The organism is Eisenbergiella sp. OF01-20 (assembly GCF_003478085.1).
Lineage (GTDB): Bacteria > Bacillota > Clostridia > Lachnospirales > Lachnospiraceae > Eisenbergiella.
In genome coordinates this window covers 93,273-119,313 of the sequence record NZ_QUES01000003.1, presented here as the reverse complement: position 1 = coordinate 119,313, position 26,041 = coordinate 93,273, and the positions used below count along the sequence as shown (strand labels likewise).

Sequence of the window (26,041 nt, the reverse complement as noted above, 5' to 3'; positions counted from 1 at the left end):
CTCCATATTTTACTTAACCGGGTGTTAAAACGATTTCCTCTTCCTCCAGCAGCAGAGGAAGTGTAATAACCACCTTAGTCCCTTTGGAATTACTGGACAACATCAGATCATAAGGAGACCCGAAATTAAGCCGGATGCGCTCCCTCGTATTGAACAGGCCGACATGAGTAAACTGTCCCTTATGATTATTTTCCCTGAAAATTTCTTTTTGCCTTTCTTCTGAAATTCCCGCACCGTGATCCTGAATAATTATTTCTAGCCTTTCCTTTTCTTTTCTGATGCTTATATTTATTTCCACTTCTCCGGTATTCATATCCGCACTGTAAAATACGGCATTTTCCACAATAGGCTGCATGATAAGATTCGGCACCAAAAATTCTTCCGTCCCCTTTTGCAGGTCCAAATCCCATTTTATCAAACCATTATGGCACATATTTTGAATAAATAAGAGTCTGCGGACATTTTCCGTCTCCTGATATAAGGGAATAAGCATTCCCGCATATCCAACTGTGTTTTTCAGCAGCTTTGATACCGCACTCAGCATTTCACTTGTTTCCTTCGCTTTTTCTATCACGGCAAGCGAACGTACAGAGGCCAGAAGGTTATATAAAAAATGCGGGCTTATCTGATACTGTAGCGAACGGATCTCCAGGTTTTTCTTAGCCTTTTCATTTTCGATGATTTGCTTGAAGAAAGAATTCAGCTGCCTTACCATTCGGTTGAAGCTTCTTGTCATATCTCCGAGTTCATCTTTCCGGTTACAGTCCAACTGTACATCAAAATTTCCTTTTTCTGTATATTGCATCGCTTTACTTAAGATATTAACCGGTTTTGATATATTTTTCGATATGAGTACCGATACCAGAACTACGATAATTATACAGAGCAATGCAAAGAGAATGGTTATCCAGGTGATATTCTTAATCTCACTGTTATAGATGGGAAAAGGTATAAAACGAACCATTTGATAACGGTAAAGAGGTGATGTATCATATATCATCACCATCTTACTTTCATTCGCAACTACTGGTATCACACCGCTGGTTTCCTTCATTTGCATAATATTATCTTTTATAAGACGATAATAATAATCCGATTCCTCCTCCTGACATTGAGAAACCACCACCTGTCCGTCATTATTAATCAAAAACAGGGCACTATCCTCTTTATTCTGTACCATAACGGAAGAAAAAAGAGCAGGATCGATTGCAAAGTGAACGGATCCAATTTCCGCCAAATTACCAAGATCAGTTACATCCCTAATCAATTTCCCAAAAATCAGAGCATTTCTGCCGTCCTGCATCGGTTCGATCCCTCTTGAAACAATGGAACTGAATCCGATATCTTTTCCTATGAACCAACTGTTCCGGGAGAATGCTTTTAAATCTGTATGGTACTTGTCCTGAATTGCATAGGTAACACCATCAGGCATTGTAATATAAACACCGGATACCCCTTTACTTTTTCCAAACATCCCTATCATCATTTCATCCATATCCTGCAATGCAACCCAACAATCCCCGTCTGTCCGGGATGTTCTAATCTGATTCATGGCATGCTGGAATTCCTTGGAAGAGGTCACTATCTCCATGTCGGCCGTCAGCCTCTGCAGCTCATTATCTATACTTTTTGCCAACATTTCTATAGACGACATAGTTTCCATGTTTATTTTTTGATAAAGATTTTTGCTTAAAATATTATAAGAATATACCGTAGCCACAATTAACGGGACGAGCGAAACACCCAATAAAATGCAAATCATTTTCATTCTGAAGCTTTTCATAACCTTTTCTCCATTTTCCCGCACAAAAAACATTGTATTCTTACTACTGATTTTCAGTATAGCATATCCCATCCAATGGCTGCAATCAAACATAAAAGCATAAAAATAGAAACCGCCCTATTCGTAGATGCATGTGTCATATTACATACATACGGTATCTGTGTACCGTTCAGGCAGGGACTAAATTCCCCCGTTAAGCATTCATACGAAAGGACGATTCCATATATACTATTTTAGAACAATTGACAGACAGGCAATTTCATGCTATGGCTAATCCCTTTCCCCTCCGTTAACCAGCACATGCTCCCCAGGTATTAACGCATAATCCCTGCCTCCAGCCGAAAGCACACCGCCTTCTTTATCTGTATACACATCCAGCACGCCGTCCTTCCAGTCCATCCACACCGTCCCCCGGCCCACCGGAAAATAACAGGAAAACCGGTCGAAAAGTTCAAGCCTCGGCTTGACCGAAAAGGTCTCATAAGCGACCGCCGAAGAGGTAACCCCCATACAGTACCTGCCCAGCAGGTATATCGGGCTTGCTCCCCAGGCATGGCACAGACTCTTGCCGAATTTATCTCCGTACATGCCATACTGCTCCTCCTCCGGCTGGCCGGGTATATACTCCTCCCAGAAAGTGGACGCTCCCTGTAAAAGCATCCCTCCCCAGTAGCTTTTCATGGCTGCCATCACCACATCGAAGCGTTCCAGCCCCGCCAGCACTTCCAGCTCATAGAACTTGAAATAAGGCGTGGTAATGGCAGGAACCGCTTCATTCAGAAGCACATGTTCCAGAATACTACGAGTTTCCAGGACATCCGCAAACCCGAAAAGAACGGCGAAAATATTGGCATGGCGGGTGACATTCCTTCTGCCCGACCGGTAGCTGTCGATAAATGCTCCTTTTTCCTCATCCCAGAAAAAGCGTCGTATGTGACAAAGAAGCTGTTCCTTTTTCTGCACAAATTCTTCTCTGTCCAATCCGAGCAGCCCCCTCACTGCCGCCATTGACTCATAGCTTTTTGCCAGCAGCATCTGTTCCGCGCAAAGGGTTCCCTCTTTATCCATTTCCGCCCAGTCTATGTAAATCCAGTCCCCTTCCCTTCCATAAATAAAACCCTGTTCATCCGTCTGTTCCATACAATAACGCATCAGGGACTCCATTTTCGGGTATATCATGCGGATAAATTCCAGATCCCCTGACATCTTATAATAATTTTCCAGGCTGATTATCCAATACAGGGAATAATCCACAATCGTATTGATATGCCCCGTAACGGGATCGTTTCCCCGAAGGGCCAGAATCGTCCGCTTACAGATATCCTTGTCAAAGAAAAGATATTGGTTGATGAAATAGCTCTGGTACGCATCCCCGGACCAAATCCACCTGTCCCGTTTGACACCGTCCAGGAAGAAAATACCGCTGGACAGACGGAACGTGGTGTCCGCAACCTTCCAGATTCGGTTCACCAGCTCATCGCTGCAGGAAAAATCACTCCTTTTGCCAAAGTCCACATATTTGTATAACGCTTCCGGTGTGATAAGGCAGGACGCTTCCCCCTCCAAAGTCCCATACTCCGCAGTAAGAAACAGGTAACGGAAGGCGCGCAGTTTCGTATGGTAGCACCGGCCGTCCTCCCACCTGCCGAAGGGGGAGTCTGTCAGGTATTTTAAGCCTTCCGCTTCTTCCTCTCCGGGAATCTTAAGTACCTGCTTCAGGTAACACCACTCCGTGTCCAGCGCTTCCGCCCGGGATTCCCCGTAACACAGCGTCACGGTTTGCGGCCTTATAGCCCCATTAATATGAAGCAGGGTATCCGCCGTAAGCTCTCTGCCGAAATCATAAAGGATACCCCCGTTTATTTTTTCTTCCGCCGCCGGCCGGCAGATTTCACAGGTGTAATCAAATTCCTGGGGATCCTGCTCCCTGTTTTCATACATCCCGTTTAGCCCCGCAGGGACAGCCGGTTGTACAAAGTCGGAAACGGTCCACTCCTTTCCCGAAAAAACCGTTTCTCCTTCCACATAAATACAGGGAAGCCCTGTCCGGTTTCCCAATACCACATCAATCCTTACTTCTTTTGCCGGGCAGGAAATCCATTCCCCTATCCTGTATTTTTTCTCCTGATAAAATACCTGATCCGCAGGGAACCCTTCCGGCGCTTCGGCCTTACTTTTAAGAAGCACATGCCCCTCCCCTTTTGCCGTCACCCGGAAAACCGTTTCCTTTTCCGGCGTAAACTTCCCATGAAATACCACATGGTGGCGGCAGTCCGCAATATGCCAGTAGGCAGGCCAGAAAAAGCCCCGTTCCTCCCTGTCAAAGTTCTGGCGCATCCCATGATAAATCTCAAAATCTCCCGGATACCATATCCAATTGGCCATTTTTTCCATCCCTTTCTGCAGTCCCGGGATTTCCCTTCCGGCGCTCCTGTGTCCTGCCCCTTCCCCGGTTTCCTGCGTTCCTTGATTGTTTTCTCCGTATGGGTATTATATAATAACGGAAGAAGGTTTCTAAACAACCAATATCCGTTTTCCGGCTATCAGATACGCCTAAAACCAAGTTGCTTTTTTGCGGCCTGGGGATGGAGTACCAGTGCCGCCGGGCTATAGTCGCCGGATTTACACCCGGAGACACCCGGAATCCATACACAATGAAATTAGTACAGGAGAATACATGAAAAATCAGAAAATCCCTGCGCCGGCAGGCCGGATGCTTGTACGGAACAACTGGACGGCTTCTTCCGACCGCATGACCATCATAACTCCTCTAACCATGTTTTATAAAATCAGGGATAAAAAAACGGGTAAGCTGCTTCATGCCGCCTTTTATCCCGGCTCCATGAGTTCTGCTTATTTGCCTGACAATGCGGTATCCCACCAGCATGACCATTTTGAACTGATGTATGTCCTGGAAGGGGAGCTGACCAATAAAATAGAACGGATTTCCTATACTTATAAGAAAGGGGATGCCTGTCTGCTTAACCGGAATACGAGGCACACGGATATACCGGGGCCGCATTGCAGCGTGGTATTCATTAACTTTCATGCCGAGTATATTATGGATTTAGCCGAAAAAGATGTGCTCTTTGATGTAAGCCCCCGCCTCACTCCCCCGGGAGGCCTCATTCATGAATTCCTTCATTCCAACCTCCAGGGGGAGGAACGCTTTGCCCGTAATTACCTGGAATTTTCCCCCACTCTGTATTCTTTATCCAGCTCTTCAGACAATCCGGCCGAAACCCTTATCGATCAGATGCAGCAGCTGCTGCTTGATAATAAACCGGGGGGTTCCTACTTTCTGCGCGGCCTGCTGTTACGTTTAATCTACACACTGGAAGATAAAAACAAATTCCACTGTAATTTCATGCGCCTGGATTCCAGCAATGAGGACTTTCTGTTCGCCCGGATCACGAATTTTCTGGAGGAGACCCACGGGCATATTTCCCGTTCCCGGCTTTCGGAAGCCCTGCATTATAATGCGGAATATCTGAATCAGATTGTAAAACGGCGTACCGGCTCCAGCCTTCTGCGGCTGGCGGGAAGCTACCGCCTGGACCAGGCTAAACAGCTGCTGACCGGCACCGACAAAAGCGTGACCGCGATTGCAGAAGAACTGGGCTATTCGGGCACTTCCCATTTCTATGAATCCTTCCGGAAGGAAACCGGAATGTCACCGTTAAAATACAGGGAAAGAAATTGTTAAATAAGCATTTCTTAAATAGTGGAAAACGATAAACAAAATAGAATATGATTATATACAGGTAGAAGGCAGATTCTACTGATTTTATCTTATGTAACAACTCTCATCTTTTTTATTTCACTCATTTTTTGAATTCTTACATGAAAGCTCTGAGAACGCAGGCAATTACAAATAAGAACAGCCGTATAAACCTTACTAAAATAATTGCGTATCTTGATTTGCTGCAGGAATACGGAACACGATTATGCTCTCCTGTAACAAAACTTATCAAGGTATAGTTCTATTTGGTTCTATCTATTTTGACCCGCAGTCGAGTCAAAATTTGAGTCACCTTAACTTCCTCCGGTCCGGATATCTTTTTTCAATCATCCACAAATGCACTTGTTATCGTCACATTTCTCTGCTATAATAACCATGGTGCTACCCTACACGGTAGGCGGTTGCCCTTCTTCGTTGGAGGGCTTGCCCTCCAATCATGCACTGACTTTTTGTCAGCGCGAAAGGAGGGATGGCCATGGTTACATATGATGAATTGTTTCAATTTGGATTATTAATCGTTGCTGTTGTTGGTCTTGTTTACAAGATTTCACACAAAAAATAACCGCCCTAGCCTCGAAAACTAAGCGGTTATTTTTAACTAATTAATTGGAGGGGCAACCGTCTATCGGTAGCACCTTTAATATCATTATAATAGCACCTCTGCGTTCACATTGCAACATTTTCAAGAAATAAATCTTCCATTAAAAGCGTTTCCTGCTCCTTTTCATCTCCCAACACAGGAGAATACAAATCCATTGTCATGCTGGTATTGGAATGCCCCACCAGTATGCCATCCTCTGTCATCCTCTTCTCCAACTTCTCCAGTTCACTTTCCACCCGGTAGCGGCTTGTCTGCGTACCGTTCGGGTTGCAGAATACCGAAGGCCGACAGGCCACTTACACCATACTTTGATACTATTCTCATAAAAAAGGCCTGCATATCCGCAGGCCCGCATGTATTCTTATGTAAAGAATTATTTTTTAATATGAAATGCATTCCATCCCGGATAAACGCCTCCCGCGCCCAGCTCTTCTTCTATCCGGAGAAGCTGGTTATACTTTGCCACACGCTCCGTTCTGCTGGGCGCTCCGGTTTTGATCTGGCAGGTATTCAGCGCAACAGCCAAATCCGCGATTGTGGTATCCTCCGTTTCGCCGGAGCGGTGGGATGAAATCGCAGTATATCCCGCGTTATGGGCCATCTTGATCGCTTCCAGCGTTTCGGAAACCGTTCCGATCTGGTTCAGCTTAATCAGAATGGAATTGCCGCAGCCAAGGGAAATCCCTTTTGCCAGACGTTCGGTGTTGGTGACAAACAGATCGTCTCCCACCAGCTGTACCCTGTCTCCCAGCTCCCTGGTCAGCATCTGCCAGCCTTCCCAGTCCTCTTCGTCCAGACCGTCCTCAATGGAATAAATGGGATATTTATCGCAGAGGGCCTTCCAATGCCCCACAAGCTGCGCAGAGGTAAATTTCTTTCCGCATTTGGGAAGCAGATACTCGCCTTTTCTCTCTCCCTTCCATTCGCTGGAAGCCGCGTCCATAGCCAGGACAAAATCCTTACCCGGCTCATATCCCGCTTTTTCCACAGCCTCGAGGATGACCTGGATTGCTTCCTCATCACTGGAAAGATCCGGGGCAAAACCGCCTTCGTCACCTACGGAGGTGGCAAGCCCTCTCGCTTTCAGCAGGGCCGCCAGCGCGTGGAACACCTCCGTACACCAGCGCAGCCCTTCCCGAAAGCTGTCCGCGCCTGCAGGCATAATCATAAACTCCTGTACATCCACAGTATTTGCCGCATGGGCTCCTCCATTTAAAATATTCATCATAGGCACCGGAAGCCGGTTGGCATTCACCCCTCCCAGAAAACGGTAGAGGGGAATGTGCAGGGCAAGACTTGCCGCTCTGGCGCAGGCGATGGATACGGCAAGTATGGCATTGGCTCCCAGCGCGGATTTATCTTTGGTTCCGTCCGCTTTTTGCATGGCGCCGTCCACTGCATAGATATCGGAGGCATCCATGCCTTTTATCGTATCGTTTATTACCGTATCGATATTATGTACCGCTTTGCTTACGCCTTTCCCTCCGAAACGGGTTTTGTCGCCGTCACGCAGCTCCAATGCCTCGAATTCCCCGGTGGACGCGCCGCTTGGCGCGGTTCCTCTGCCCACAATCCCGCCGGCCAGAACCACCTCCGCCTCTACGGTGGGATTTCCTCTGGAATCAATAATCTCCCGGCCGGTAACTTTTTCAATTTCTAAAAATCGTTTTTCCATTCTTTTTCCTTTCCTGCGGAATACTTCCCGCCCTTCCTTTTCCGGTAAGCCGCCCACATAAGGCCGGGCCGCGGGCCGATATAATTTCTCAGGAAACACCGGTCAGAAGATCCGTGATCTGCGGCAGCCCTTTTTTACCGAAATAGACCTTATCGTCATTCACCACGATACATGGTACGCTCATCACCTTATATTGATTCTTCAATTCCGGATAATGCATCAAGTCGAACATTTCCGCACTCACCAACGGCGATACCGCAGCGGCCTTCTGTGCGGCCATGACGGTTTCCGGGCACATGGTACAGGACAGGGATACCAGTACCTTAACATTTACCTTTTCCTTCAGCTGCTGCAGCCGGCTTATCAGCCCGGGATCCGCCTCCTGCCCCGGCCCTGCCACGTTATACAGGGCAATGATAAACGAGTTGAATTCATGGCCGCCGGGAACGCCGTGGAACCTTATGCCGCTGAAGCTGCCGTCCTCCCGGTACAAATCAATGGAAGGCAGAAGCCCGCCGGCATCTTCTTCCCGGTTCTGCTCCCCGGGAACCGGCTCCCTCTCCGTTTTCCATATTACTTTGTCCGTTACGGCGGCAAGCTCTCCTAAAAAGCCTGTTATCTCACCCGAAAGCGGGCTGTCATCCAGACGGGTTTTCACGATAACGGGGGATGCGAACCGTGCAAAAATCCCTTCCAGCTGCTCCCGAATTGCCGGACTGATGAATCCCGTATTCTTCTCTCGTTCGTGTCCCGGTTCCGCCTTTTGGGTTTTTACCGGCTTTTGGCTGTCCCGTTCCGGGATTCCCAGCCGCCGGTGAAGCTCGCCCAGATATTTTTCCAGAGCCGTTGCTGCCATGGCCCCGTCTGAGACGGCAGTCACCACCTGGCGGAGATTTTTGATACATACATCCCCGGCCGCATATACCCCTTCCAGGCTGGTTCTGTGATTTTCATCCGTAATCAGGTACCCCTGCTTATCCCTGGCAACGGCCCGGAGAATCCAGCCCGTATCAGGGACATATCCGGCAAAAACAAAAATACCGAAGGGGCCGTCCTTTTCGGCAGATACCTCCCACTCCTTTCCGGTATTATTGTCCCGGAAGCTGGCATAGGTGACCATCTCTTCCCCTCCGGCCTCCACGATTTCCGTATGGAATTTCACATCGATTTTTTCGTGTGACAGGGCTTTCTCCGCCACGGATCACGTTCACATAAGCCTGTACTGCAAATTCATCAATTTCCTTATTAATCAAAGACATCTTGTTTTCCTCCTGTCTGTCAATCGTATTAACGCAATTAGTTAGTTTATTCTAACCAATTGCATTGTACCATGCATGGGACAGTTTTTCAAGAATCAATAATAAGAATAATTATTATTTTAAAGATTCAGGCCGGCAATCACTCTTTTCAGTTCCCCTGCCGATTCACATAACTGTTCCTTTTCTTTACTGTCCAAAGGGATCTCCAGAACCTTTTCCGCCCCGTTCTGTCCGACTATGGTAGGTACGCTGAGGCAGATATCCGTCAGCCCGTATGGCCCGTCAATAAAACTGGATACCGGCATAACGGAATGTTCATTGCGGATAATGCTTTCTGTTATCCGGCTGACGGCCATAGCCACACCGTAATAGGTAGCCCCCTTGCGTTCGATGATATCGTATGCGCTGTCACGGACATTCCGGTAAATTTTCTCCATGGACTCCATATGATCATAATATCCTCTCAGCTCACAAAAGCTGTTGATATCAATTCCCGAGACATTGGCCCCGCTCCAGACAGCCAGTTCGCTGTCGCCGTGTTCTCCGATAATAAATGCATGGACACTGCGGCTGTCCACCTGCAGATGTTCACTGAGCAGATACCGGAACCGGGCCGTATCCAGCACCGTACCGCTCCCTATAACCCGTTCCTTCGGAAACCTGGAAATTTTCAGGGCCGCATAGGTAAGGATATCCACCGGGTTCGCCACGATCATTAAAATTCCTTCAAAACCTCTGCCCGTGATTTCCGGTATAATGGATTTTAAAATAGCCACATTCTTATGCACCAGATCCAGCCTGGTTTCCCCCGGCTTCTGGTTTGCCCCCGCCGTAATGATTATCAGGGAGCAGTCGCTGATATCGTCATAACTCCCCGCATATATTTTAACCGGCTTGACAAACGGACGCCCGTGGCTCAAATCCATGGCCTCCCCCTCCGCTTTCTTATGATTGGCGTCAAGCAATACCAATTCTGAAAATAATCCCTTGTGTATCAGGCTGAATGCGGAAGAAGCCCCAACAAAACCGCATCCGATAATCGCCGCTTTCTGAATATTTATCATCTTTTCTCCTCTCTGCGCACGTTGGCGCATCCTTTCCTGATTGCTGTTAAAATAACCCAAACCTGCATTTTTGTTTTCATGTCAAATACCTGCTGCCTGCGGCAGGTATAAAAAGGGTTTGAACATATCCTACTATTTTAGTATGATTTGTTCAAACCCTATTATAATCATATATTCCCTGCAGCACAAGAGCGGCAGGATCTTCTTAGCGATAATCTTTCTCAACTGATGTACAAAATCGGCGTGCTTCCCAGAATCCTTTTGATTTCTTCCCGCAAAAAAGCCTCCGCCTCCGCCCGCACCTCGGGACGGTAGCAATATCTGCCCCTGCCTCTTCCTGTCATCAGCTCTTTATCATACAAATCCGGGGCCATGGGAAAAGCCTCTTCGTTAATAGCCCGGTGGACATAGCTGTATGTCATGAGAATGATTTCCAAAAACATGCTTTTTTTCATTTTAACAGAAAGCCCTTCCTCCAGTTCCTCCAGAAGCCCCCGGTACTGCTCCTTCCAGCCGTCCGTCAATATCACCGGCGCTATGAGCAGCCCGCAGGGATAACCCGCCTCACACATCCGGTTAACCGCACGGATCCGTTCCTTCAGGGAGGAGGTTCCCAGCTCCATCCGGCTGATTACCGGCTGGGGATTCACGCTCATACGGAAGATCACTTTCCCTTGATGATCCAGGGAAAGCAGGGGATCCACCATCTTGAATTTAGTGGGGAAAGTCAGGGAGCCGTTTCCCTCCCTGGCAAAACGGGGAATCGTATATAACAGATTATCGGTTATGGTATTTTCCAGAACCAGATCGCTGTTGCTCCCGATTTCATAAGTCCGCCCGGGTTCTTTCAGGGAACGTTTCAGCAGCCGGTCCATCATCTGTTCCCGGTTTACAAAAAGTCTGAGATAGGCGCATTTATTATAGTTACAGACCAAATAGCAATACAGGCACATGGCGGTACAGCCGGAAGAGGTAAAGGGCACCAGATAATCCGACACCTTATGGTTTTCCACATACTTATGTGTTTTTCTGGTCCCTATAATCAGATTCCTTTTCATATGCCCGAACTCCGAATTCGGCTTTTCCTGCATTTCCTTTATGGAATTATGGCTCTCGACAGGAATCCAGGGAAGGCCGGAAAACTGTTCCTTCAGCTGCCGCCCCAGGGGATACTCCAAACTGTCCGGCTCATAATATACTGCATCAAATGTCATCTCCTCTTTCCTTCTTTCCGACAAATATAATAGCAGTATGTCCCATTCTCCTTTAAAGCATCCGTTTTTCCTTCCGGTATTCCTGAGGCGTCATATCCGTGATTTTTTTAAACATTCTGGAAAAATGGGAAAAGTTATCGTAGCCCACCTTGGATGCCACAATACTGATGGACAGCCGGGAGTGTTCCAGGAGCGTCTTTGCCATATTCATCTTTTCCAGCAGGACATAATCCTTGAAGGTTTCCCCTGTCTGCTGTTTAAACAGGCGTGAAAAATACTCCTCATTCAGATGCACCAGTTCGGCCACATCGGTGCGTGATATATTCTTGTTCAGATTGGCTTTGATATATGCCACAGCCCTTTGAACCGGCTCATCCTCCGCACCGTCCTTTTCCTGCTTCCCGCCGGCTATATCGGCCAGCCTGAAAATGCCGCTTTTTCCGGACGGGTTCAACACCTCCCCCGCGCCGGCAAGAAACCAAAGCCTCCCGCCGATAGCCGGCCCCGGCTTCCCTTCGCCGGTAAACGGCAGCTTTGTTCCCATATATACCGCTATGGAAAAATCCATCTGGGCTTCTATAAAATCATAAAAATCCCGAAGGCCGACATCCCATTTCCCTTCATCGGACAGGCTGTCCTCCACCGCAACCAGAAGCCCGAAACCACCCTCCTGCATGGAGGATATGCAGGTCACACCATGAGCCGGGGCAAACAGTTCTTCCAGCACATTCCGGATAACCAGACGTACCAGCTTTTCATCCCAGGTATTGGTTACCCGGTTCCATTTGGTAATACGGACCGCGGCCGGATAAAAAGCGGCTTCTTTAAAATCAGGCTGCAGCAGCTCCGCCAGCGTGCTGAAAATCTGTTCCGCATCCGCCTCCTTCCCCTGACGCAGCTTCATGCATAACGCTTCCAGAATGGTATCCCGCTGTTCCACCACCAGCTTTCTTGTGTTCTGAAGCTGCCTGACACTCTGGTTTTCCCGTATTTTCCCCTCCGCCTTACGCAGCACCGCCTCCACCTCTTCATACCGTACCGGCTGAAGGATGTAATCAAAGCTTCCCAGACGGATAGCCTCCCTTGCATAAGAAAAATCGGCATGGGAAGTCAGAAAAATGCATTCCAGGGAGGGAAGGCTTTCTTTCGCCCACTGGCACAGCTCCAAACCGTCCTCCTCCGGCATTTCAATATCGCTCAACATCACATCCACAGGAAAATTCACCAACACCAGCTTGGCCTCCCTTGCACTGCAGGCCGTATATACCTTCTCCACGCCCAAATCCTTCCACCGGATGCCGTCCCTTAAGCTTTCCACAATCGCTTTCTGATCATCAACTATCAATACATTCATCCGTTTCTCCCCTTATCCCCTGCCTGTCCGGATTGATTACCGGCACAATCAGTTCGCTCACAGCCCCGCCGCCGTTATAGAAATTATATTCCGCTTTTCCTTCATATATAAGAGCACATCTTCTTTTCAGATTATGGATCCCCACGCTGCGCGTCCCCTTCCGGGTATCCGCGTTGATTTCCTCCAGGATGTTATCCGGATAACCGCCGCCGTTATCCGACACCATAATATCCAGATAAATCCCATCCTCCGTCAGCAGCTGCTGTACGCATACCCGGATAGCAAGCTCCCGTCCCGGCGCACCCAGCTTGGCATATTTCACGCTGTTCTCCACAAAGGTCTGCACACACAGGGTGGGCACAAGATAATCCGCCGTCCCTTCCTCTTCCCGGATCCCGCAGACTACAGGGCGCCCTGTCATGGATTTCTGCAGCTCTATATAATTGCGCACATAGTTCAGTTCCGCTCCCAGCGTTACCAGCTCCCGTTCCGTCTGCAGAAGGTAGCGCAGATGCTCGGAGATATGCAGGATCAGCTCCTGGGATTTCTCCCAGTCCTTTGCCAGCGTAAGCGCATTTAAGGTTTTCAGTCCGTTCAGGTAAAAATGGGGCTTCAGCTGAAGCTGGAGATACTGCATCTGCGCCTTCTGCTTTTCTATGGTTTCTTCATAAGAACGCATTTTCTGCTTTTCAATTTCCGATACCATAGCCGTCAATGTTTCACCAACCTCCTGGATTTCCTTCAGATGGCCGCGGGATCCGGTGCGGGCATTCCATTCTCCCTGCCGGATCCGGTTCATGGTTTCCGTCAGATCCCGGAGAGGCCATACCAACTCCCGGCGGATAAACCGGTAGAGCCAGTATACCGCCAGAACAGAAAACAACGTAACGATGAGCAATAACAGCTGAGGCACATTCATATAGGTCCACAGCCTGCACGGGATGCTCATACACAGCCACATACTGCTGTTCTCAATCCTGCGGCCGTATACGTACCGGTTATCCTTCCAATAGCGGAAGGACTTTTCCTGGTTCTTCGTCTGCGCGGCTATTCCAAGCGTATCCTCTTTTCCCTCCGCATGGTACAGCATTCCCTCTTCAACAATAGATACGCCGGCCCCGTCCCCTGCGGTGCGCTCCAACTCATCCAACCTGCCGTTCATGCTGAAAACGCCGCATACCGCCACGTTTCCCCTCTTATAGGTGAGCGTACGGAAAACGCCGTCTGCCGTAACCACAGTCTGCCAGTCTCCTCCGTTTTTGGACTGGCTCAGCAGGACCGTGAGCCTGTCCTTGATTTCCATCTGGGAGTCAAAAGATATGATCTCCTTATCACACTGGAACAGACTCTTCTGGAAGGCCCCGTAAAAAATATAAACCCCATGCATATTTTCCTGCAGGAACAGCCTGCTTTTCATGGCGTCAAAAAGCTCATAAGCATTGCTGTATTCTTCCGTTTCCTCCTGCAAAACAGTAAGCGCTTCGAAATTCTTATTTTTGGCGTAAATGTCATAAAGAATCTCGTCCAGATCCTTGGCCGCTTTCTCCACATATTCCGCAGCCTCCGACAAAAGCCCCATTTCCCGCTCTCTGCCCCGGTTCTGATAATCCGCAACCAGATAATAATCCATACAAGACAGCAGGATGAGCAACGCCGCATATCCTGCCATCATGATAAGGACCACCATACGGTTCAGACTCCACGTTTTTTTCTTTTCCGTTTCCGTAAGCTCCCCTCCCTGCTTCTTCAGAAACTTCCGCGGCCGTTCCTTACTGCCGCTTTCTTTCAAGATATTATTTTTATCATAGCATAATCTGCTGCAACTCTCTACACCCTTCCGGGCAAAAAGAAAACCCACAGGGCAGCCTTCCCTGTGGGTCATTTCCTTTTCGGCCGATTACGGCATTATAGAATATGCGCCGTCTACCAACAGACATTGTCCGGAATAATAGCAGCTGTCCGGGCCGCTGAGGAAAGCGATAACGGGGGCGATATCTTTTTCCGCATCCCCCAGACGCTTCATGGGCTGCTGCTCCAGAATCTCCGCATATTTCTCCGGGAATTTTTCCGCCCAGATTTTTGCAGCCGGTGACTCTGCACCGGGAAGCACACAGTTCACGCAGATTCCGTATTTTCCCCACTCTTTTGCGGCAATTTTGGTCAGTCCGCGGATCGCTTCCTTATTGCAGCCATAGGCCAGGTTCCCTGCGTAACCGAACATCCCTGTTGCGGAAGCAAAATTGATCACTCTTCCTTCCCCCTGTTCCTTCATATAAGGGAAGCACTCCTGCATAAAATTCAGGGAGCCCAGGGTTCCCGTAGACCAGGCGGTATACATCATTTCGTAGGTGACCTCCTCCACCGGCGCACTTCCCGGCAGACTCTGTGCGTTATTGATCATGACATCCACCGTTTTGTAGGTTTCCACCGTTTTTGCGACCACTTCCTTTACCCTGTCCCGATCTGCGGTATCACAGGTCATGGCGAAGCTTTCCCCTCCCAAATCACGGATTTCCTTGGCTGTAGCCTCAATGGGTTCGGGACGGCGTCCCACACATACAACCTTTACGCCTCTTTTCCCCAGACAAAGCGCAATCCCCTGTCCTATTCCCTGGCCCGCGCCGGTAACAATAGCTACCTTTTCATTTAATTGTTTCATACCCTTACCCCTTTTCCTTTTTGTTTATATGGTATCATTTTGCCCAGGAGCAATCAACCCTTTCTTTCGCCCTGAGGACGGCCGAACGGCAGCGTATCTCCCCCCGATTTAAACCGTCAGTTGCAATTCTTGTCGAAAAAAGGTAAAATGTGCATAGTTACGGCTAATGCCGGTATCTAATATGTTTTAACGGAATGGAGATTTTTATGGGATTTTTACATGCACTGGTTTCGAATGTGGTATTTATGGCCGCGGCTACCGGCTGGCTCGTTGCACAGATATTGAAAACTATTATTTACGCATTTATCAACAAAAGCTTCGATGCCGAACGCCTTGTGGGAAGCGGCGGTATGCCCAGCTCCCATTCCGCCACCGTATGTGCCCTGGCTACAGCGGCTGGCATCCGATACGGCGGCGGCAGCTTTCAATTTGCCGTTTCGGCCATTCTGGCGATCATTGTCATGTATGACGCCCGCGGGGTGCGGCGCGAAACCGGAATCCAAGCTCAGGTTATTAACGAAATGAGTTCTTTTTTCCGCAATATGGGCAGTCCCCTGTCCTATGAAGAAAAGCTGAAGGAATTTGTAGGCCATACTCCGATACAGGTTCTGGCGGGAGCCATCCTCGGCATTATAATTGCAGTTATTTACTGCTTTGCCATGGTTTAGAAAATATTGCCTGTAAAAAGAAAGGAACAGCAGGATCCGGATATTCTCACGGACTGCTGTTCCTTTTTTCTTATCTTTTTATAACACACGGGGAACCCCGCTATGCTTATTCAGGAATCTTCCTGTTATATTTTTCCCTTTTCCGGTAAACCTCGGCTTGGCCCTTCTGCTCCTGACGGAATTCCCGCAGATGCTGTTCCTTGCGGCGGATACGCTCCGCTCCTGCCGTGGTATAATGATACCCTTTGCATATATGGGAAAGGCTGATATGCACATACTCCATCCCCTGGGCCATGGCGATATCCACCTTCAGCCACCCTAGCAAAAGCATGTGATATGCCTTACTCCAAAAGCCTTTTCCCGCTTCGGTATTCCTCACCAGGTAGGCAAAAAGCAACAAAAGAAAAACAGCATCCAATAAAATAAAAATCGTTCCCATCATAATCCTCAACCTCTTTTCTCCATGCGAAATATTGTTTACGGGAACCACGGTTTTCCTTATGTCTATATACTTATCATAGCCTTTTTGTACATGGGAGTCAAGGCCGGGCGGAAATTAATCTTCGCTGAAATATCCCTATAATTACGTCACTGAATATGCCGCAATGATTCATGGACGGATAACATATTTTCATGAAACTATATAGTACTGCGGGGGAAAGATATTACTGATAAAGGACAGGAAAAACGAAGAGTGGATAATGGAATAATACCGGTGAATCTGCGAATCCCGGCTCTCCGGCTACGCCCTGGTAAGCCTTACGATGAAACGCTTCCGTATTTTTAACCGGCTTTATGACCGAAGCCTGGGCGATTTGCTGATTGAAGATGAACCTGTTATCCGGGACATGTCCTTTGAACCCGTTCAGGGCAAGGATTTTTCCGGCATGGGTGTGTTTCCCCTGCCGCAGACTCCTGTGGGTTTTTACACCGCCCAGTACAATACGGACAACCTGCGCTATTTTGATCTGGAGCAAAGTTTGAAGAACGCTTTTTATTCAGAAATGAAAAAGCAGAAGGTTGACAGCATAAATAGAGGGACGGTCCCTGTGATATGCTCTCCCTGAGGGGGGAGTCATCTACCGGGACCGTCCCATTTCTATCGTTTTTTTCTCTTCTGCAAAGCCGGCAATTACAAATCAGCAGACCTTAATTACCCCTTTTACGATATCCGCTTTGTTATTTACACAGGAATCCAGCGCATTTTTAATATCATCCAGTTCAAAATAGTCCGTCACGATATTCTTAATATTGATACGGCCGCCGGCAACTGCTTCAATCGCCATGGGATAGATATTCCTGTAACGGAACACGGTTTTGAAGGTCAGTTCTTTATCCAGTGCCATCCCTATCGGAAGGGTCATTTCGCCGGATGCACTGTAACCCACAAATACGATGGTGGCTCCTTTTTTAGCCGCCCGGATCAACTGCCCGGCCGTGATCTGGCTTCCTGCCGTCTCAATTCCCAGATCAGCGCCATGGCCTCCTGTAAGTTCCCGGATACGGGCCACCGTATCTTCTTCCTTTCCGTTAATCACATAATCGGCGCCCAGCTCCAGCGCCTTATCCAGACGCTTCTGCATGATATCCACCACAATGATTTTGGAAACACCCATGGCCCGCAGGGATAACAAAGTACATAATCCGATACAGCCGGCTCCCGTCACCACCGCAGTCTGCCCCAAATGGGCGCCGCCCTGGTTCGCCGCATGCATCCCCACAGCAAGGGGTTCAATGAGCGCCCCTTCCATCGTACTCATATTGTCCGGCAGTTTGAAGCACAGTCCCGCCTCATGTGCCACATATTCCTGAAATACACCGTCTACGGGAGGTGTGGCAAAGAAAATCACATCCTCACACAGATTATATTTCCCTCCTTTGCAATGCTCACAATGTCCGCAGGTCTTTCCCGGCTCCAGAGCCACCCTGTCCCCTGCCTTCAGATTCGTAACCCCGGCACCGACCTCCACTACGGTCCCGCCTGCTTCATGTCCCAATACAAAAGGCGGCTCCACGATGAAATTCCCGATCCTTCCCGATTCGTAATAATGAAGATCGGATCCGCAGATACCTACATATTCCACCTTTACCAGTACCTCGTTATCGGCAGGCACCGGAATAGGACGCTGCATGATTTCCACCTGGGATATTCCCGTCATAACCGCTGTTTTCATAGTTCCTTCCATTGCTTAACCCTCCTGTATGTAACCGTCCGGAGGTTATATCCTGACAGGCCGGATAGCCGGGCTGTTACAGGATATCCTCCCTTTACTACAATTATATCATAGCGGAAACCTTAAAGGATGACCAGTCAAATATGGGGATTTTTTCATCAAAAATATGCAATATGGAGTGGTTTTTTACCAAAGAAAACAGAACGGGACACTGGTGGATGGTTAATCCCGGTGGTAGAGATCCCTTGTATATACCTTGTCCCATACATCGGCCAGCTCATTGGAATAGCGGTTCGCCACGATGCAGTCGCTATTATCCGTAAATTCTTTGAAATCTTCCAATACCCGGGAACCGAAGAACTCCTTTTCTTTCAGGGCGGGTTCATAAATGATGACCGTGGCGCCTTTTGCCTTGAGACGTTTCATAACGCCCTGGATGGAGCTTTGACGGAAGTTATCGGAATTGGTTTTCATGGTCAGGCGGAAGATGCCTATGGTAACTTTTCTGCCCCCTGTTGCGTTGGTATTCTGGACTCCGTTTTCATAGAATCCCGCTTTTTCCAGGATACGTTCCGCAATGAAATCCTTACGGGTGCGGTTGGATTCCACGATTGCTTCTATAATGTTTTCCGGGACATCCTTGTAGTTGGCGAGGAGCTGTTTGGTGTCCTTGGGAAGGCAGTAGCCGCCGTAACCGAAGGAAGGGTTGTTGTAATGGCTGCCTATTCTGGGGTCGAGGCCTACTCCAAGTATGATCTGGTTGGTGTTGAGTCCATGGACTTCCGCATAGGTATCAAGCTCGTTGAAGAAGCAGACGCGCAGGGCTAAGTAGGTGTTGGCGAAGAGTTTAACGGCCTCGGCTTCGGTAGGGTTTATAACAAGAGTGGGGATGTCTTTTTTCAGGGCGCCTTCCTCTAAAAGGGAGATGAATTGGTGGGCTTTTTGTACCATTTCCTCGTCATCCTGCGGGGCTCCCACGATGATGCGGGAGGGATAGAGGTTGTCATAGAGGGCATGGCCTTCCCGGAGGAATTCGGGGCTGAAGAGGATGTTGCGGGTGTTGTATTTTCGGCGGACGGATTCGGTGTAGCCTACCGGGACGGTGGATTTGATGATGATGGTGGCTTTCCGGTTGACCTGGAGGACTTCTTCGATGACGGATTCTACGGAGGAGGTGTCGAAGTAGTTTTTTATGGGGTCGTAGTTGGTGGGGGTGGCGATGATGATGAAGTCGGCTTCTTGGTAGGCTTTAGTGGCATTGGTGGTGGCTGTTAGGTTTAGGGGCTTTTGGGTGAGGTATTCTTCGATTTCTTTGTCTATAATTGGTGACTTTCGGTTATTTACTGCTTTGATGCGCTCTGTCTGAATGTCTACAGCATATACTTTGTTATATTCTGCTAAAAGTACAGCATTGCTGAGGCCTACATAGCCAATACCCACAACTACAATTTCATTTTTCTCTTTAGTATATATACTCATTATTAATTACCTTTCTTCCTTATAAAACAGTTTATAAGAAATTATTTATTATCATCAGAATTAGATGTCATAGAAAATGCAACTATCATTACATATATAGGTGTACTGGTATATTGCAATTTATAAAAAAAACTTTGTACAACAAACAATCCTGAAAGCAATAGCAGTTTTTTGATTTTTAAATTTCCTTTTTTCCACTTTTTTTTGATATATTCCATTAATAAAACTATAAGAAAAATCCACAGTATTACACCTGTTAATCCCCAATCCTTCAATAACTGTTCAATAATACCCTCATTCTTATTAATAGACTGGATTAAAGAAATAACAAAAACTTTACATGTTTGAATCCCCATAGTTACTGGTATCTCTTGTATACGATATCCAATAACTATACAAGAAACAAAAATAATTCCAGAAACATATAATGCAATTTTATAGTAATCTTTAAATTTCTTCATTATTACATAATCAGGATTCGCATTTTTAGGTACTTTATTCCAATAAATAAATATACCAACTCCTAATAACAATAAAAATAAATCCATATATATGCCATATTGAAGTTTAAATTGTAAAAAGTTATTTATTTTTCCTATATAATTAATAAAAGTTATACAGCTAAAAATATATAAAAAGTTAAAAATTAAATTTAAATTGTTTTTTACCAGTGATATAGTCGGAAGGAATAGTAATGGAATAATTAATAGAAAAACACCTATTATGCAGATTGAAACAATATCATTTATAATATAAATCATGAAAAAACTAAAATCTGCTAGAACTAAATAAATCTGCTTCTTGTAAAATTTATTTTAGAACAATAAAAAATTGAACTAATACCTGCTGATAAAATAAGCAATGATGCTGTATCCTCTGTCTGGTTAAACATATCTTGTATTCCTAATATAATTTCAACATCACTAATATAGTATGCAAACATAACTAAATATAAAATAAAAGAAGATATGAGAAAAAGATTTAAATAATCTTTATATTTTAACTTCGAAATACGTATCACATAATAAGTTCCTATAATACATAAATACAAATTAATACTTGAATTATAAACGTAATGATTGAAATTTTTTATACGAAAAACACATATAATAATTAACAGAAAAAAAACAAAAACATCAATATAATTTATACTTTTTATTAAACTGATCTTTTGTGTGATAATAAAAAATAAATAGAGTACAATTAGAAAAATGGTCATAATACCATACAAAAAATCTTGATTTATATAGCTATTATTAATACCGTTATCTGCCGGAAGTAATATAAACATAAAAAAAATAATCCAAACATAGCATTTAGCAGCTATATATATCTTTTGTTCGGGATTTGGATATATAATATTTGTTTTTAATTGTAGTAATAAATTTTTTATCATCTATAATACCTTTTTACAGAATTTCATGAGAAACATCATACAAAAGTTTTTTAATATTTATTACTTTTAATACCTGTATTAAGAAAATAAAAAGTATATAGGCAATAATATAGTAGATAAATAGCAATACTAAATTTTCAATTTTCCAAAGAGAAGATATTATTTTAATATTAGCAAAATATATTACATTACAAATGATTAATTTTACTGATGTTAAATCATAGAACCTGCCATAAATCTTATTAAGTTTATAAAATGTAATAAAAAATCCAAAAAGACCACTGATAGCAGAAGCCTGTGCCGCACCCAAAATGCCGAATAACGGAATTAAAAAATAACAGAGTGTACAATCTAAAATGACAGTTATTAAAGCCAGAATAGCACTAAACAATTTCTCCTGTGTGGCTGTAATACACATATTACATACAACAAATAATCCTATTAAAAATTGAGATATCATTAGTAATAGAGCAGTATTATCAGCCACTCTATACTCAGGCTTATAAAAAGATGCTAAAAGATTACCCGCAGAGGCACCAACAATGGTAACAACGGGTAATATAACAAGTAAAATTGTATTTAATAAAGTATTGATTTTCTTTTGCGCTAAATGTATTTTTCCTACAGAATAATAAGTAGTTACAACAGGTAATACTACTATATAAAAAGCAGACAATAAGTAGTAAGAAACCTTTGCAAAATTAACAGCCCCTGTATAATATCCAATACTATCGGCATCTTGCACGAAAGCGTTAACAAATAACATATCTACATTTAAAAGTAATGTAACACAAGTAAAAAAGCTTAAATAACTGCCCATGCTCTTGAAAAAGGATATTAACGTAATTTTATTACTATTAATTTTTAAATTTCTTATAATTTTTAGGATAAATATAAAAGCCCCGATAATACAACATATAAACGCTGCGGTAAAAAAACCGGCCACTGTTCCTAATGCACTATCTGAAAAAACAAATTTGACGTAAGGAATTACTGTTACTCTCAATATAGGATAAATAGATACTATTGCTGCTTCTGTAACAAATAATTTTAAACCGTTTACAATCCCAACAAAAATAAAATAAAAACCTGTAAAAGGGATCATGAGCGCAGAAACCTTAATATAATATGCCATACTTGATGCATTTAAATATTGTGCCATTGTTCCTGCCAATGCCCAATTCAGCAGCATTAATATAATAGATATAATTCCTTGTGTTATAATACTCTTATTAACCAGATCTCGCTCATCATAAACTTTTAATGCCAGATTTTTAGCAACAGATTGTCTTGCACCATTAGATAAAAAATTATAGTTTAGGGTAATTACACTCAGAACGACTCCAATAACACCATACTCAGAAGAAGATAATGTTTTTCCTAAATATAAATGAATGATATAAGTACACAATACAAATATTACTTTTGCTGCCGAATGTAAAAATAATCCTTTTAACATGTTGTCCCCTTTTCCACTTCAGCTAATTCAAGTAACAATTGTAAGTTCATTTCCTCTCTTTTTTTTAATTCATAGATTTTTTCTGAAATATGCATTTTATAAAAGCTATAATTCTCCAAAATTTTATTTATATCATCCAATAATTTATTTTCATCAAGTTTATCTCCCAAGTTTTTTACCGAATGTACATAATTATCCATATGTATTTCATTCATAAAGCTCTCAGTTTTTGAAGCATAAGATAAACTTATAGAAGGGACTTCTTCCGATGCCCCTAAAATAATGGGATGCAGCGGTACTGATATAATTAATTTAGAATGGCCTAAACAATATTTGATTTGAGAAGGAGTATAATTTGATGGAATTACATGTATAAAGCCGAGTACATCCTCTGGCAACCTATTAATAACATCCTTAGTAAAAATATCATCTTCTGCAGACATCTGTTTACCCGTATATGTATTTAGAAATAATATCTCATATTTATGTTTATTGACTACCTTGGTTACAATCTGGGCAATTGTATTTTTAAATATTTCTATCTCTTCATAATATTGTTTTGATACCAGTTTTAATTTTTTTCTTATGGAAAAAGGAAGGAAATTATGGTTGCGATGATAAACACTCCGAATACTCACTGTAATTACTTCTCTCTTAAAGTCAAAATTAACTTTATTTGTTTGTAAATTCAGTGCAGGATCTGCTGTCAAATAAATTTGTGGTTTATTCACGTTGAGAAAACTTTTTAAAATATCTAATGATTTCTCATCTCTTACTGTAATTATATCAAACATATTTAGAACAAAACGTGAAATAAGCTGACCGAATTTGCTTATTTCATCTTTTTTTCCAACCCCTATGGCATAACCGAATAATTTTTTCCCAAACAATTTTGCAATAAATGGGCGAATTAATTGATACGGGATATAGACAATAGATGATTTATCCTGCACGATCTCCCCTCCGCCTATAATAACAATATCACTTCTGATTATGATTGCTAAAGTGTAAAAAATACCGGTGATTCCCCCTCGTTTAAATGGGATTACAGGATAATGCTCTTTCGTATAATTCACATCTGAAGTGGGAACATAAACTTCAACCCTGCCTTCTTCAATAAATTTTCCAAGCTTACCAATCATTTGTTCAAAAATGGCCCAATCTCCTAAATTAGTATATTGCGCTTCAAATTGTGCATGGTTTGCAAAAAAAATTTTAACTTTTTTATTCATAAAGCACTCCATATCATTCCTTATTAACTATTACTAATTTCTGAAAAGAAACTGGTAAATCCGTTTTATTTGACGTTAATTTAATTTCGACATTTTTATATTCTTTATCAAAGGTAACACATATCTTATAACTGGTCTTATTTCTCCATTCTTCTGAAATTTTAATATCTGTATCTTCATGTGTTTCAAAATCCACAATAACTTCATCCATATGGTTTCCATAAAAAGTCAAGTAATATTTATGTGCCAAAAAATTTCTGTTCTTAAACGAAACTATACCATTATTATTTAGAAAGATATCTGTTTGAGTAGCCAGACAACCTTCAGAATAATCAACTGCTGCACCACTCTGATAATTATTAACGACAATACTATAATTTGAATTTTCTTTAAGATAGGCATTATTAATAGAAAGACTCTTTTGATCAGTATTACGTCTTGTCCCTTTTAAGTTTCCCCATTGGTCATTGTAATCACCATATCTCCAAAAAAAGTATCCATCTACAGAATCCAATAAATAGAACTGACTTAACCATCTATCAAATTCCTCATCATACCCAGAAATTATAAGTGAATTTTCCTTGATGTCTTTTAACGGTTCATAGCCGTATGTCTTAGTATTCAAAAATGTTACGTTACTTTCAGGAAATAAAAATTGTATTGTTAACGTCCTGGTACTTACATCAGTCAAGTAAATATTTTCAATATCTAATAAAGTGCTGTCACTACTTAAATAATCTTTAAGACCTGCTATTTGTTCATATTGCTTATTATTTCTTACCATTACACTTTCTTGAAAATATCTTAAATCTATTATTAAAAATAAGCATACCAAGAAAACAATCCCGATTTTCATTTTTTGGGGATAATAAAAAATGAGAAAAAAAGAAAAAGACAATAAGAATATAGCGATATTAATAATTATGAAATCGGAAATTTTAGCTTTTTCCAGAAATCCTTTACGGGTAAAGGGTATGAAAAAAGATATATTTGCTTCATTAAATACTACGTCTGTTATATTTAATATTCTTTTAAGTACAAATATAGATATTATTCCTATTAAAAGCATAGTACATAAAGATATAAAAATAATTGGTTTACTCATAGCCGGTTTATTGCGCTTAACATAAAGCAAGGATAATATTGCTAATAATAACAAAATACCTACTGCACTTTCATTATATCTACCATATAAATAATACTCTAACCCCCTTGCAGTATCCGATATATAACTTTTATAATAAAATATACTGCTTATTAACAAAGTACCTATAAATAGCAGACCACTGTATATAGCTAAACAAACATAACAATCTTTTGCTTTATCTATTTCCCTGTGTTTACATATAGACTTATAAATAATATAAACAATCGACATTAAAGCAATTATAACAAGCCCCATACTGCTATAAATAATATAATAAACTTGTCCAAATATTCCGGTTATAAAACCTCCCCAATTTTCAGGATTTAATATAACAAGCAAGTCTTTACTAAATAAACTCTCAGACGTATTTCTGGCTATTGAAGAATCTACCTTTATTAAATTATTAATAATAATATTTTTTATAATTATATGAATTTTGTATCCAAACAAAAAACTAAATAAGAAAGGAATGGCAGAAACCCATACCTTTTTTCTAATTACATAATAAAAAAATGAGCCAATTAAAATTGCAATAAAAAAGACAATTCCTCTTTCATGTACCGTACAAGAATACGCACAAAGCCCTCCTAAAATAGCACTATATATATACTTATACCTTTTTTGGGATTGATTAGCTTTCAGTAACAAAAAAACAAACAACCATTGTAGCAATAACAACATCGGTTCGTTCCATGTGTTTTTAGAGAAAATGAAATTTACAGGAAGCAAGCCTAAAAGTAATGAAATAACACAAATTTCTTTTATGGATAATGTTTTAAAATTCTCTTTCAGAATGCGATATATAACATATGGTATTATCGATATTATAATCGAATTAAAAATACATAGTAATCTGTATACAATAAATATATCTTTAATAAAATAAAAAACAGGAATCCATAATATAGAATAGCCATATCCCCAATACATTGAAATCGAACTATTATACGCAGCAGACCAATCATACAGCCCTGATAAAAAAGCAGCATTAGCCATCGTTCCATTTTCATCAGTAATGATAGGTGCCTTCACAAAACAGGAAAATACCATATTGATAAGAAATACAAAAAATACTATAAATCTAATATAATACTTTCCGTATGCAAACTTTCTGTATTTCATAAATCTCTCCGCG

At 43.2% G+C, this 26,041-nt stretch carries 21 protein-coding genes; 4 read left to right on the top strand and 17 right to left on the bottom strand.

Annotation, left to right across the window (positions count from 1 at the left end; genetic code table 11):
• Positions 1-13 precede the first annotated feature (13 nt).
• Positions 14-1,783 carry a cache domain-containing sensor histidine kinase gene (locus DXA36_RS05990; protein ID WP_182478955.1) on the bottom strand — a complete coding sequence of 590 codons (1,770 nt, stop codon included), beginning with the start codon at positions 1,781-1,783 and terminating at the stop codon, positions 14-16.
• A gap of 270 nt (positions 1,784-2,053) precedes the next feature.
• Positions 2,054-4,168 (bottom strand): alpha-L-rhamnosidase-related protein, encoded by a 2,115-nt coding sequence (locus DXA36_RS05985; RefSeq protein ID WP_118677692.1) that lies wholly within the window; start codon positions 4,166-4,168, stop codon positions 2,054-2,056.
• A gap of 292 nt (positions 4,169-4,460) precedes the next feature.
• Here DXA36_RS05985 and DXA36_RS05980 point away from each other — a divergent pair, with 292 nt between their 5' ends.
• Together DXA36_RS05980 and DXA36_RS34380 are read left to right on the top strand one after the other, a co-directional pair.
• The gene (locus tag DXA36_RS05980) at positions 4,461-5,489 is read left to right on the top strand and encodes a helix-turn-helix domain-containing protein (RefSeq protein WP_118677314.1); all 1,029 of its coding nucleotides are present in this window, start codon (positions 4,461-4,463) and stop codon (positions 5,487-5,489) included.
• Positions 5,490-5,994: 505 nt separating this feature from the next.
• The gene (locus DXA36_RS34380; protein WP_442876253.1) at positions 5,995-6,087 is read left to right on the top strand and encodes a putative holin-like toxin; all 93 of its coding nucleotides are present in this window, start codon (positions 5,995-5,997) and stop codon (positions 6,085-6,087) included.
• 104 nt (positions 6,088-6,191) lie between these two features.
• On the opposite strand, the gene DXA36_RS32875 is transcribed toward DXA36_RS34380, so the two are convergent.
• The 8 genes from DXA36_RS32875 to DXA36_RS05940 all read right to left on the bottom strand — a co-directional run bounded on the left by DXA36_RS32875 (position 6,192) and on the right by DXA36_RS05940 (position 15,351).
• Complete coding sequence (locus tag DXA36_RS32875; protein WP_182478954.1) at positions 6,192-6,329, bottom strand: hypothetical protein; 138 nt, start codon at positions 6,327-6,329, stop codon at positions 6,192-6,194.
• 170 nt (positions 6,330-6,499) lie between these two features.
• Positions 6,500-7,801 carry a phosphopyruvate hydratase gene (gene eno / locus DXA36_RS05970; RefSeq protein ID WP_118677690.1) on the bottom strand — a complete coding sequence of 434 codons (1,302 nt, stop codon included), beginning with the start codon at positions 7,799-7,801 and terminating at the stop codon, positions 6,500-6,502.
• 88 nt (positions 7,802-7,889) lie between these two features.
• Positions 7,890-8,999: a thioredoxin family protein gene (locus DXA36_RS05965; RefSeq protein WP_243114577.1), complete on the bottom strand. Its 1,110-nt coding sequence runs from the start codon at positions 8,997-8,999 to the stop codon at positions 7,890-7,892.
• A 180-nt stretch (positions 9,000-9,179) separates the two neighbouring features.
• Complete coding sequence (locus DXA36_RS05960) at positions 9,180-10,124, bottom strand: L-lactate dehydrogenase (RefSeq protein WP_118677310.1); 945 nt, start codon at positions 10,122-10,124, stop codon at positions 9,180-9,182.
• A gap of 221 nt (positions 10,125-10,345) precedes the next feature.
• Positions 10,346-11,338 carry an SPL family radical SAM protein gene (locus DXA36_RS05955; protein WP_118677308.1) on the bottom strand — a complete coding sequence of 331 codons (993 nt, stop codon included), beginning with the start codon at positions 11,336-11,338 and terminating at the stop codon, positions 10,346-10,348.
• A gap of 52 nt (positions 11,339-11,390) precedes the next feature.
• On the bottom strand, positions 11,391-12,692 hold the full coding sequence (locus DXA36_RS05950; RefSeq protein ID WP_118677306.1) for a response regulator transcription factor: 1,302 nt from the start codon (positions 12,690-12,692) through the stop codon (positions 11,391-11,393).
• Positions 12,673-14,550 carry a sensor histidine kinase gene (locus tag DXA36_RS05945; protein WP_182478953.1) on the bottom strand — a complete coding sequence of 626 codons (1,878 nt, stop codon included), beginning with the start codon at positions 14,548-14,550 and terminating at the stop codon, positions 12,673-12,675. The genes DXA36_RS05950 and DXA36_RS05945 overlap by 20 nt, the downstream gene beginning before the upstream one ends.
• A gap of 39 nt (positions 14,551-14,589) precedes the next feature.
• Positions 14,590-15,351, bottom strand: a complete 762-nt coding sequence (locus DXA36_RS05940) for an SDR family NAD(P)-dependent oxidoreductase (protein WP_118677302.1) — start codon at positions 15,349-15,351, stop codon at positions 14,590-14,592.
• Positions 15,352-15,557: 206 nt separating this feature from the next.
• On the opposite strand from DXA36_RS05940, the gene DXA36_RS05935 reads away from it, so the two are divergent.
• Positions 15,558-16,019 (top strand): divergent PAP2 family protein, encoded by a 462-nt coding sequence (locus tag DXA36_RS05935; RefSeq protein ID WP_118677688.1) that lies wholly within the window; start codon positions 15,558-15,560, stop codon positions 16,017-16,019.
• A 106-nt stretch (positions 16,020-16,125) separates the two neighbouring features.
• On the opposite strand, the gene DXA36_RS05930 is transcribed toward DXA36_RS05935, so the two are convergent.
• Positions 16,126-16,461, bottom strand: coding sequence for a hypothetical protein (locus DXA36_RS05930; protein ID WP_118677300.1), 336 nt, complete (start codon positions 16,459-16,461; stop codon positions 16,126-16,128).
• 322 nt (positions 16,462-16,783) lie between these two features.
• Here DXA36_RS05930 and DXA36_RS05925 point away from each other — a divergent pair, with 322 nt between their 5' ends.
• Complete coding sequence (locus DXA36_RS05925) at positions 16,784-17,086, top strand: hypothetical protein (protein WP_118677298.1); 303 nt, start codon at positions 16,784-16,786, stop codon at positions 17,084-17,086.
• Between the two features lie 72 nt (positions 17,087-17,158).
• On the opposite strand, the gene DXA36_RS05920 is transcribed toward DXA36_RS05925, so the two are convergent.
• The 6 genes from DXA36_RS05920 to DXA36_RS05890 all read right to left on the bottom strand — a co-directional run bounded on the left by DXA36_RS05920 (position 17,159) and on the right by DXA36_RS05890 (position 26,028).
• The gene (locus tag DXA36_RS05920; RefSeq protein ID WP_118677296.1) at positions 17,159-18,205 is read right to left on the bottom strand and encodes an NAD(P)-dependent alcohol dehydrogenase; all 1,047 of its coding nucleotides are present in this window, start codon (positions 18,203-18,205) and stop codon (positions 17,159-17,161) included.
• A 210-nt stretch (positions 18,206-18,415) separates the two neighbouring features.
• Entirely contained in the window at positions 18,416-19,672 is a 1,257-nt protein-coding gene (locus DXA36_RS05915; RefSeq protein WP_118677294.1) for a nucleotide sugar dehydrogenase, read from the bottom strand.
• A gap of 41 nt (positions 19,673-19,713) precedes the next feature.
• Positions 19,714-20,433 carry a hypothetical protein gene (locus DXA36_RS05910; RefSeq protein ID WP_118677292.1) on the bottom strand — a complete coding sequence of 240 codons (720 nt, stop codon included), beginning with the start codon at positions 20,431-20,433 and terminating at the stop codon, positions 19,714-19,716.
• Positions 20,434-21,081: 648 nt separating this feature from the next.
• Positions 21,082-22,527, bottom strand: coding sequence for an oligosaccharide flippase family protein (locus tag DXA36_RS05900; RefSeq protein ID WP_118677288.1), 1,446 nt, complete (start codon positions 22,525-22,527; stop codon positions 21,082-21,084).
• Complete coding sequence (locus DXA36_RS05895; protein ID WP_182478952.1) at positions 22,521-23,759, bottom strand: polysaccharide pyruvyl transferase family protein; 1,239 nt, start codon at positions 23,757-23,759, stop codon at positions 22,521-22,523. Before DXA36_RS05895 ends, DXA36_RS05900 begins: the two co-directional genes overlap by 7 nt.
• Positions 23,760-23,772: 13 nt before the next feature.
• The gene (locus DXA36_RS05890; RefSeq protein WP_118677284.1) at positions 23,773-26,028 is read right to left on the bottom strand and encodes a hypothetical protein; all 2,256 of its coding nucleotides are present in this window, start codon (positions 26,026-26,028) and stop codon (positions 23,773-23,775) included.
• Positions 26,029-26,041: the final 13 nt, after the last annotated feature.

Coding starts and splice junctions, on each gene's coding strand:
- DXA36_RS05955 (WP_118677308.1), bottom strand. CDS start 11,338: ATGACATTTGATGCAGTATATTATGAGCCGGACAGTTTGGAGTATCCC.
- DXA36_RS05950 (WP_118677306.1), bottom strand. CDS start 12,692: ATGAATGTATTGATAGTTGATGATCAGAAAGCGATTGTGGAAAGCTTA.
- eno (WP_118677690.1), bottom strand. CDS start 7,801: ATGGAAAAACGATTTTTAGAAATTGAAAAAGTTACCGGCCGGGAGATT.
- DXA36_RS05920 (WP_118677296.1), bottom strand. CDS start 18,205: ATGGAAGGAACTATGAAAACAGCGGTTATGACGGGAATATCCCAGGTG.
- DXA36_RS05940 (WP_118677302.1), bottom strand. CDS start 15,351: ATGAAACAATTAAATGAAAAGGTAGCTATTGTTACCGGCGCGGGCCAG.
- DXA36_RS05900 (WP_118677288.1), bottom strand. CDS start 22,527: ATGTTAAAAGGATTATTTTTACATTCGGCAGCAAAAGTAATATTTGTA.
- DXA36_RS05960 (WP_118677310.1), bottom strand. CDS start 10,124: ATGATAAATATTCAGAAAGCGGCGATTATCGGATGCGGTTTTGTTGGG.
- DXA36_RS05910 (WP_118677292.1), bottom strand. CDS start 20,433: ATGATTTATATTATAAATGATATTGTTTCAATCTGCATAATAGGTGTT.
- DXA36_RS05915 (WP_118677294.1), bottom strand. CDS start 19,672: ATGAGTATATATACTAAAGAGAAAAATGAAATTGTAGTTGTGGGTATT.
- DXA36_RS05990 (WP_182478955.1), bottom strand. CDS start 1,783: ATGAAAAGCTTCAGAATGAAAATGATTTGCATTTTATTGGGTGTTTCG.
- DXA36_RS05980 (WP_118677314.1), top strand. CDS start 4,461: ATGAAAAATCAGAAAATCCCTGCGCCGGCAGGCCGGATGCTTGTACGG.
- DXA36_RS32875 (WP_182478954.1), bottom strand. CDS start 6,329: ATGACAGAGGATGGCATACTGGTGGGGCATTCCAATACCAGCATGACA.
- DXA36_RS05925 (WP_118677298.1), top strand. CDS start 16,784: ATGAAACGCTTCCGTATTTTTAACCGGCTTTATGACCGAAGCCTGGGC.
- DXA36_RS05930 (WP_118677300.1), bottom strand. CDS start 16,461: ATGATGGGAACGATTTTTATTTTATTGGATGCTGTTTTTCTTTTGTTG.
- DXA36_RS05890 (WP_118677284.1), bottom strand. CDS start 26,028: ATGAAATACAGAAAGTTTGCATACGGAAAGTATTATATTAGATTTATA.
- DXA36_RS05895 (WP_182478952.1), bottom strand. CDS start 23,759: ATGAATAAAAAAGTTAAAATTTTTTTTGCAAACCATGCACAATTTGAA.
- DXA36_RS05935 (WP_118677688.1), top strand. CDS start 15,558: ATGGGATTTTTACATGCACTGGTTTCGAATGTGGTATTTATGGCCGCG.
- DXA36_RS05985 (WP_118677692.1), bottom strand. CDS start 4,168: ATGGCCAATTGGATATGGTATCCGGGAGATTTTGAGATTTATCATGGG.
- DXA36_RS34380 (WP_442876253.1), top strand. CDS start 5,995: ATGGCCATGGTTACATATGATGAATTGTTTCAATTTGGATTATTAATC.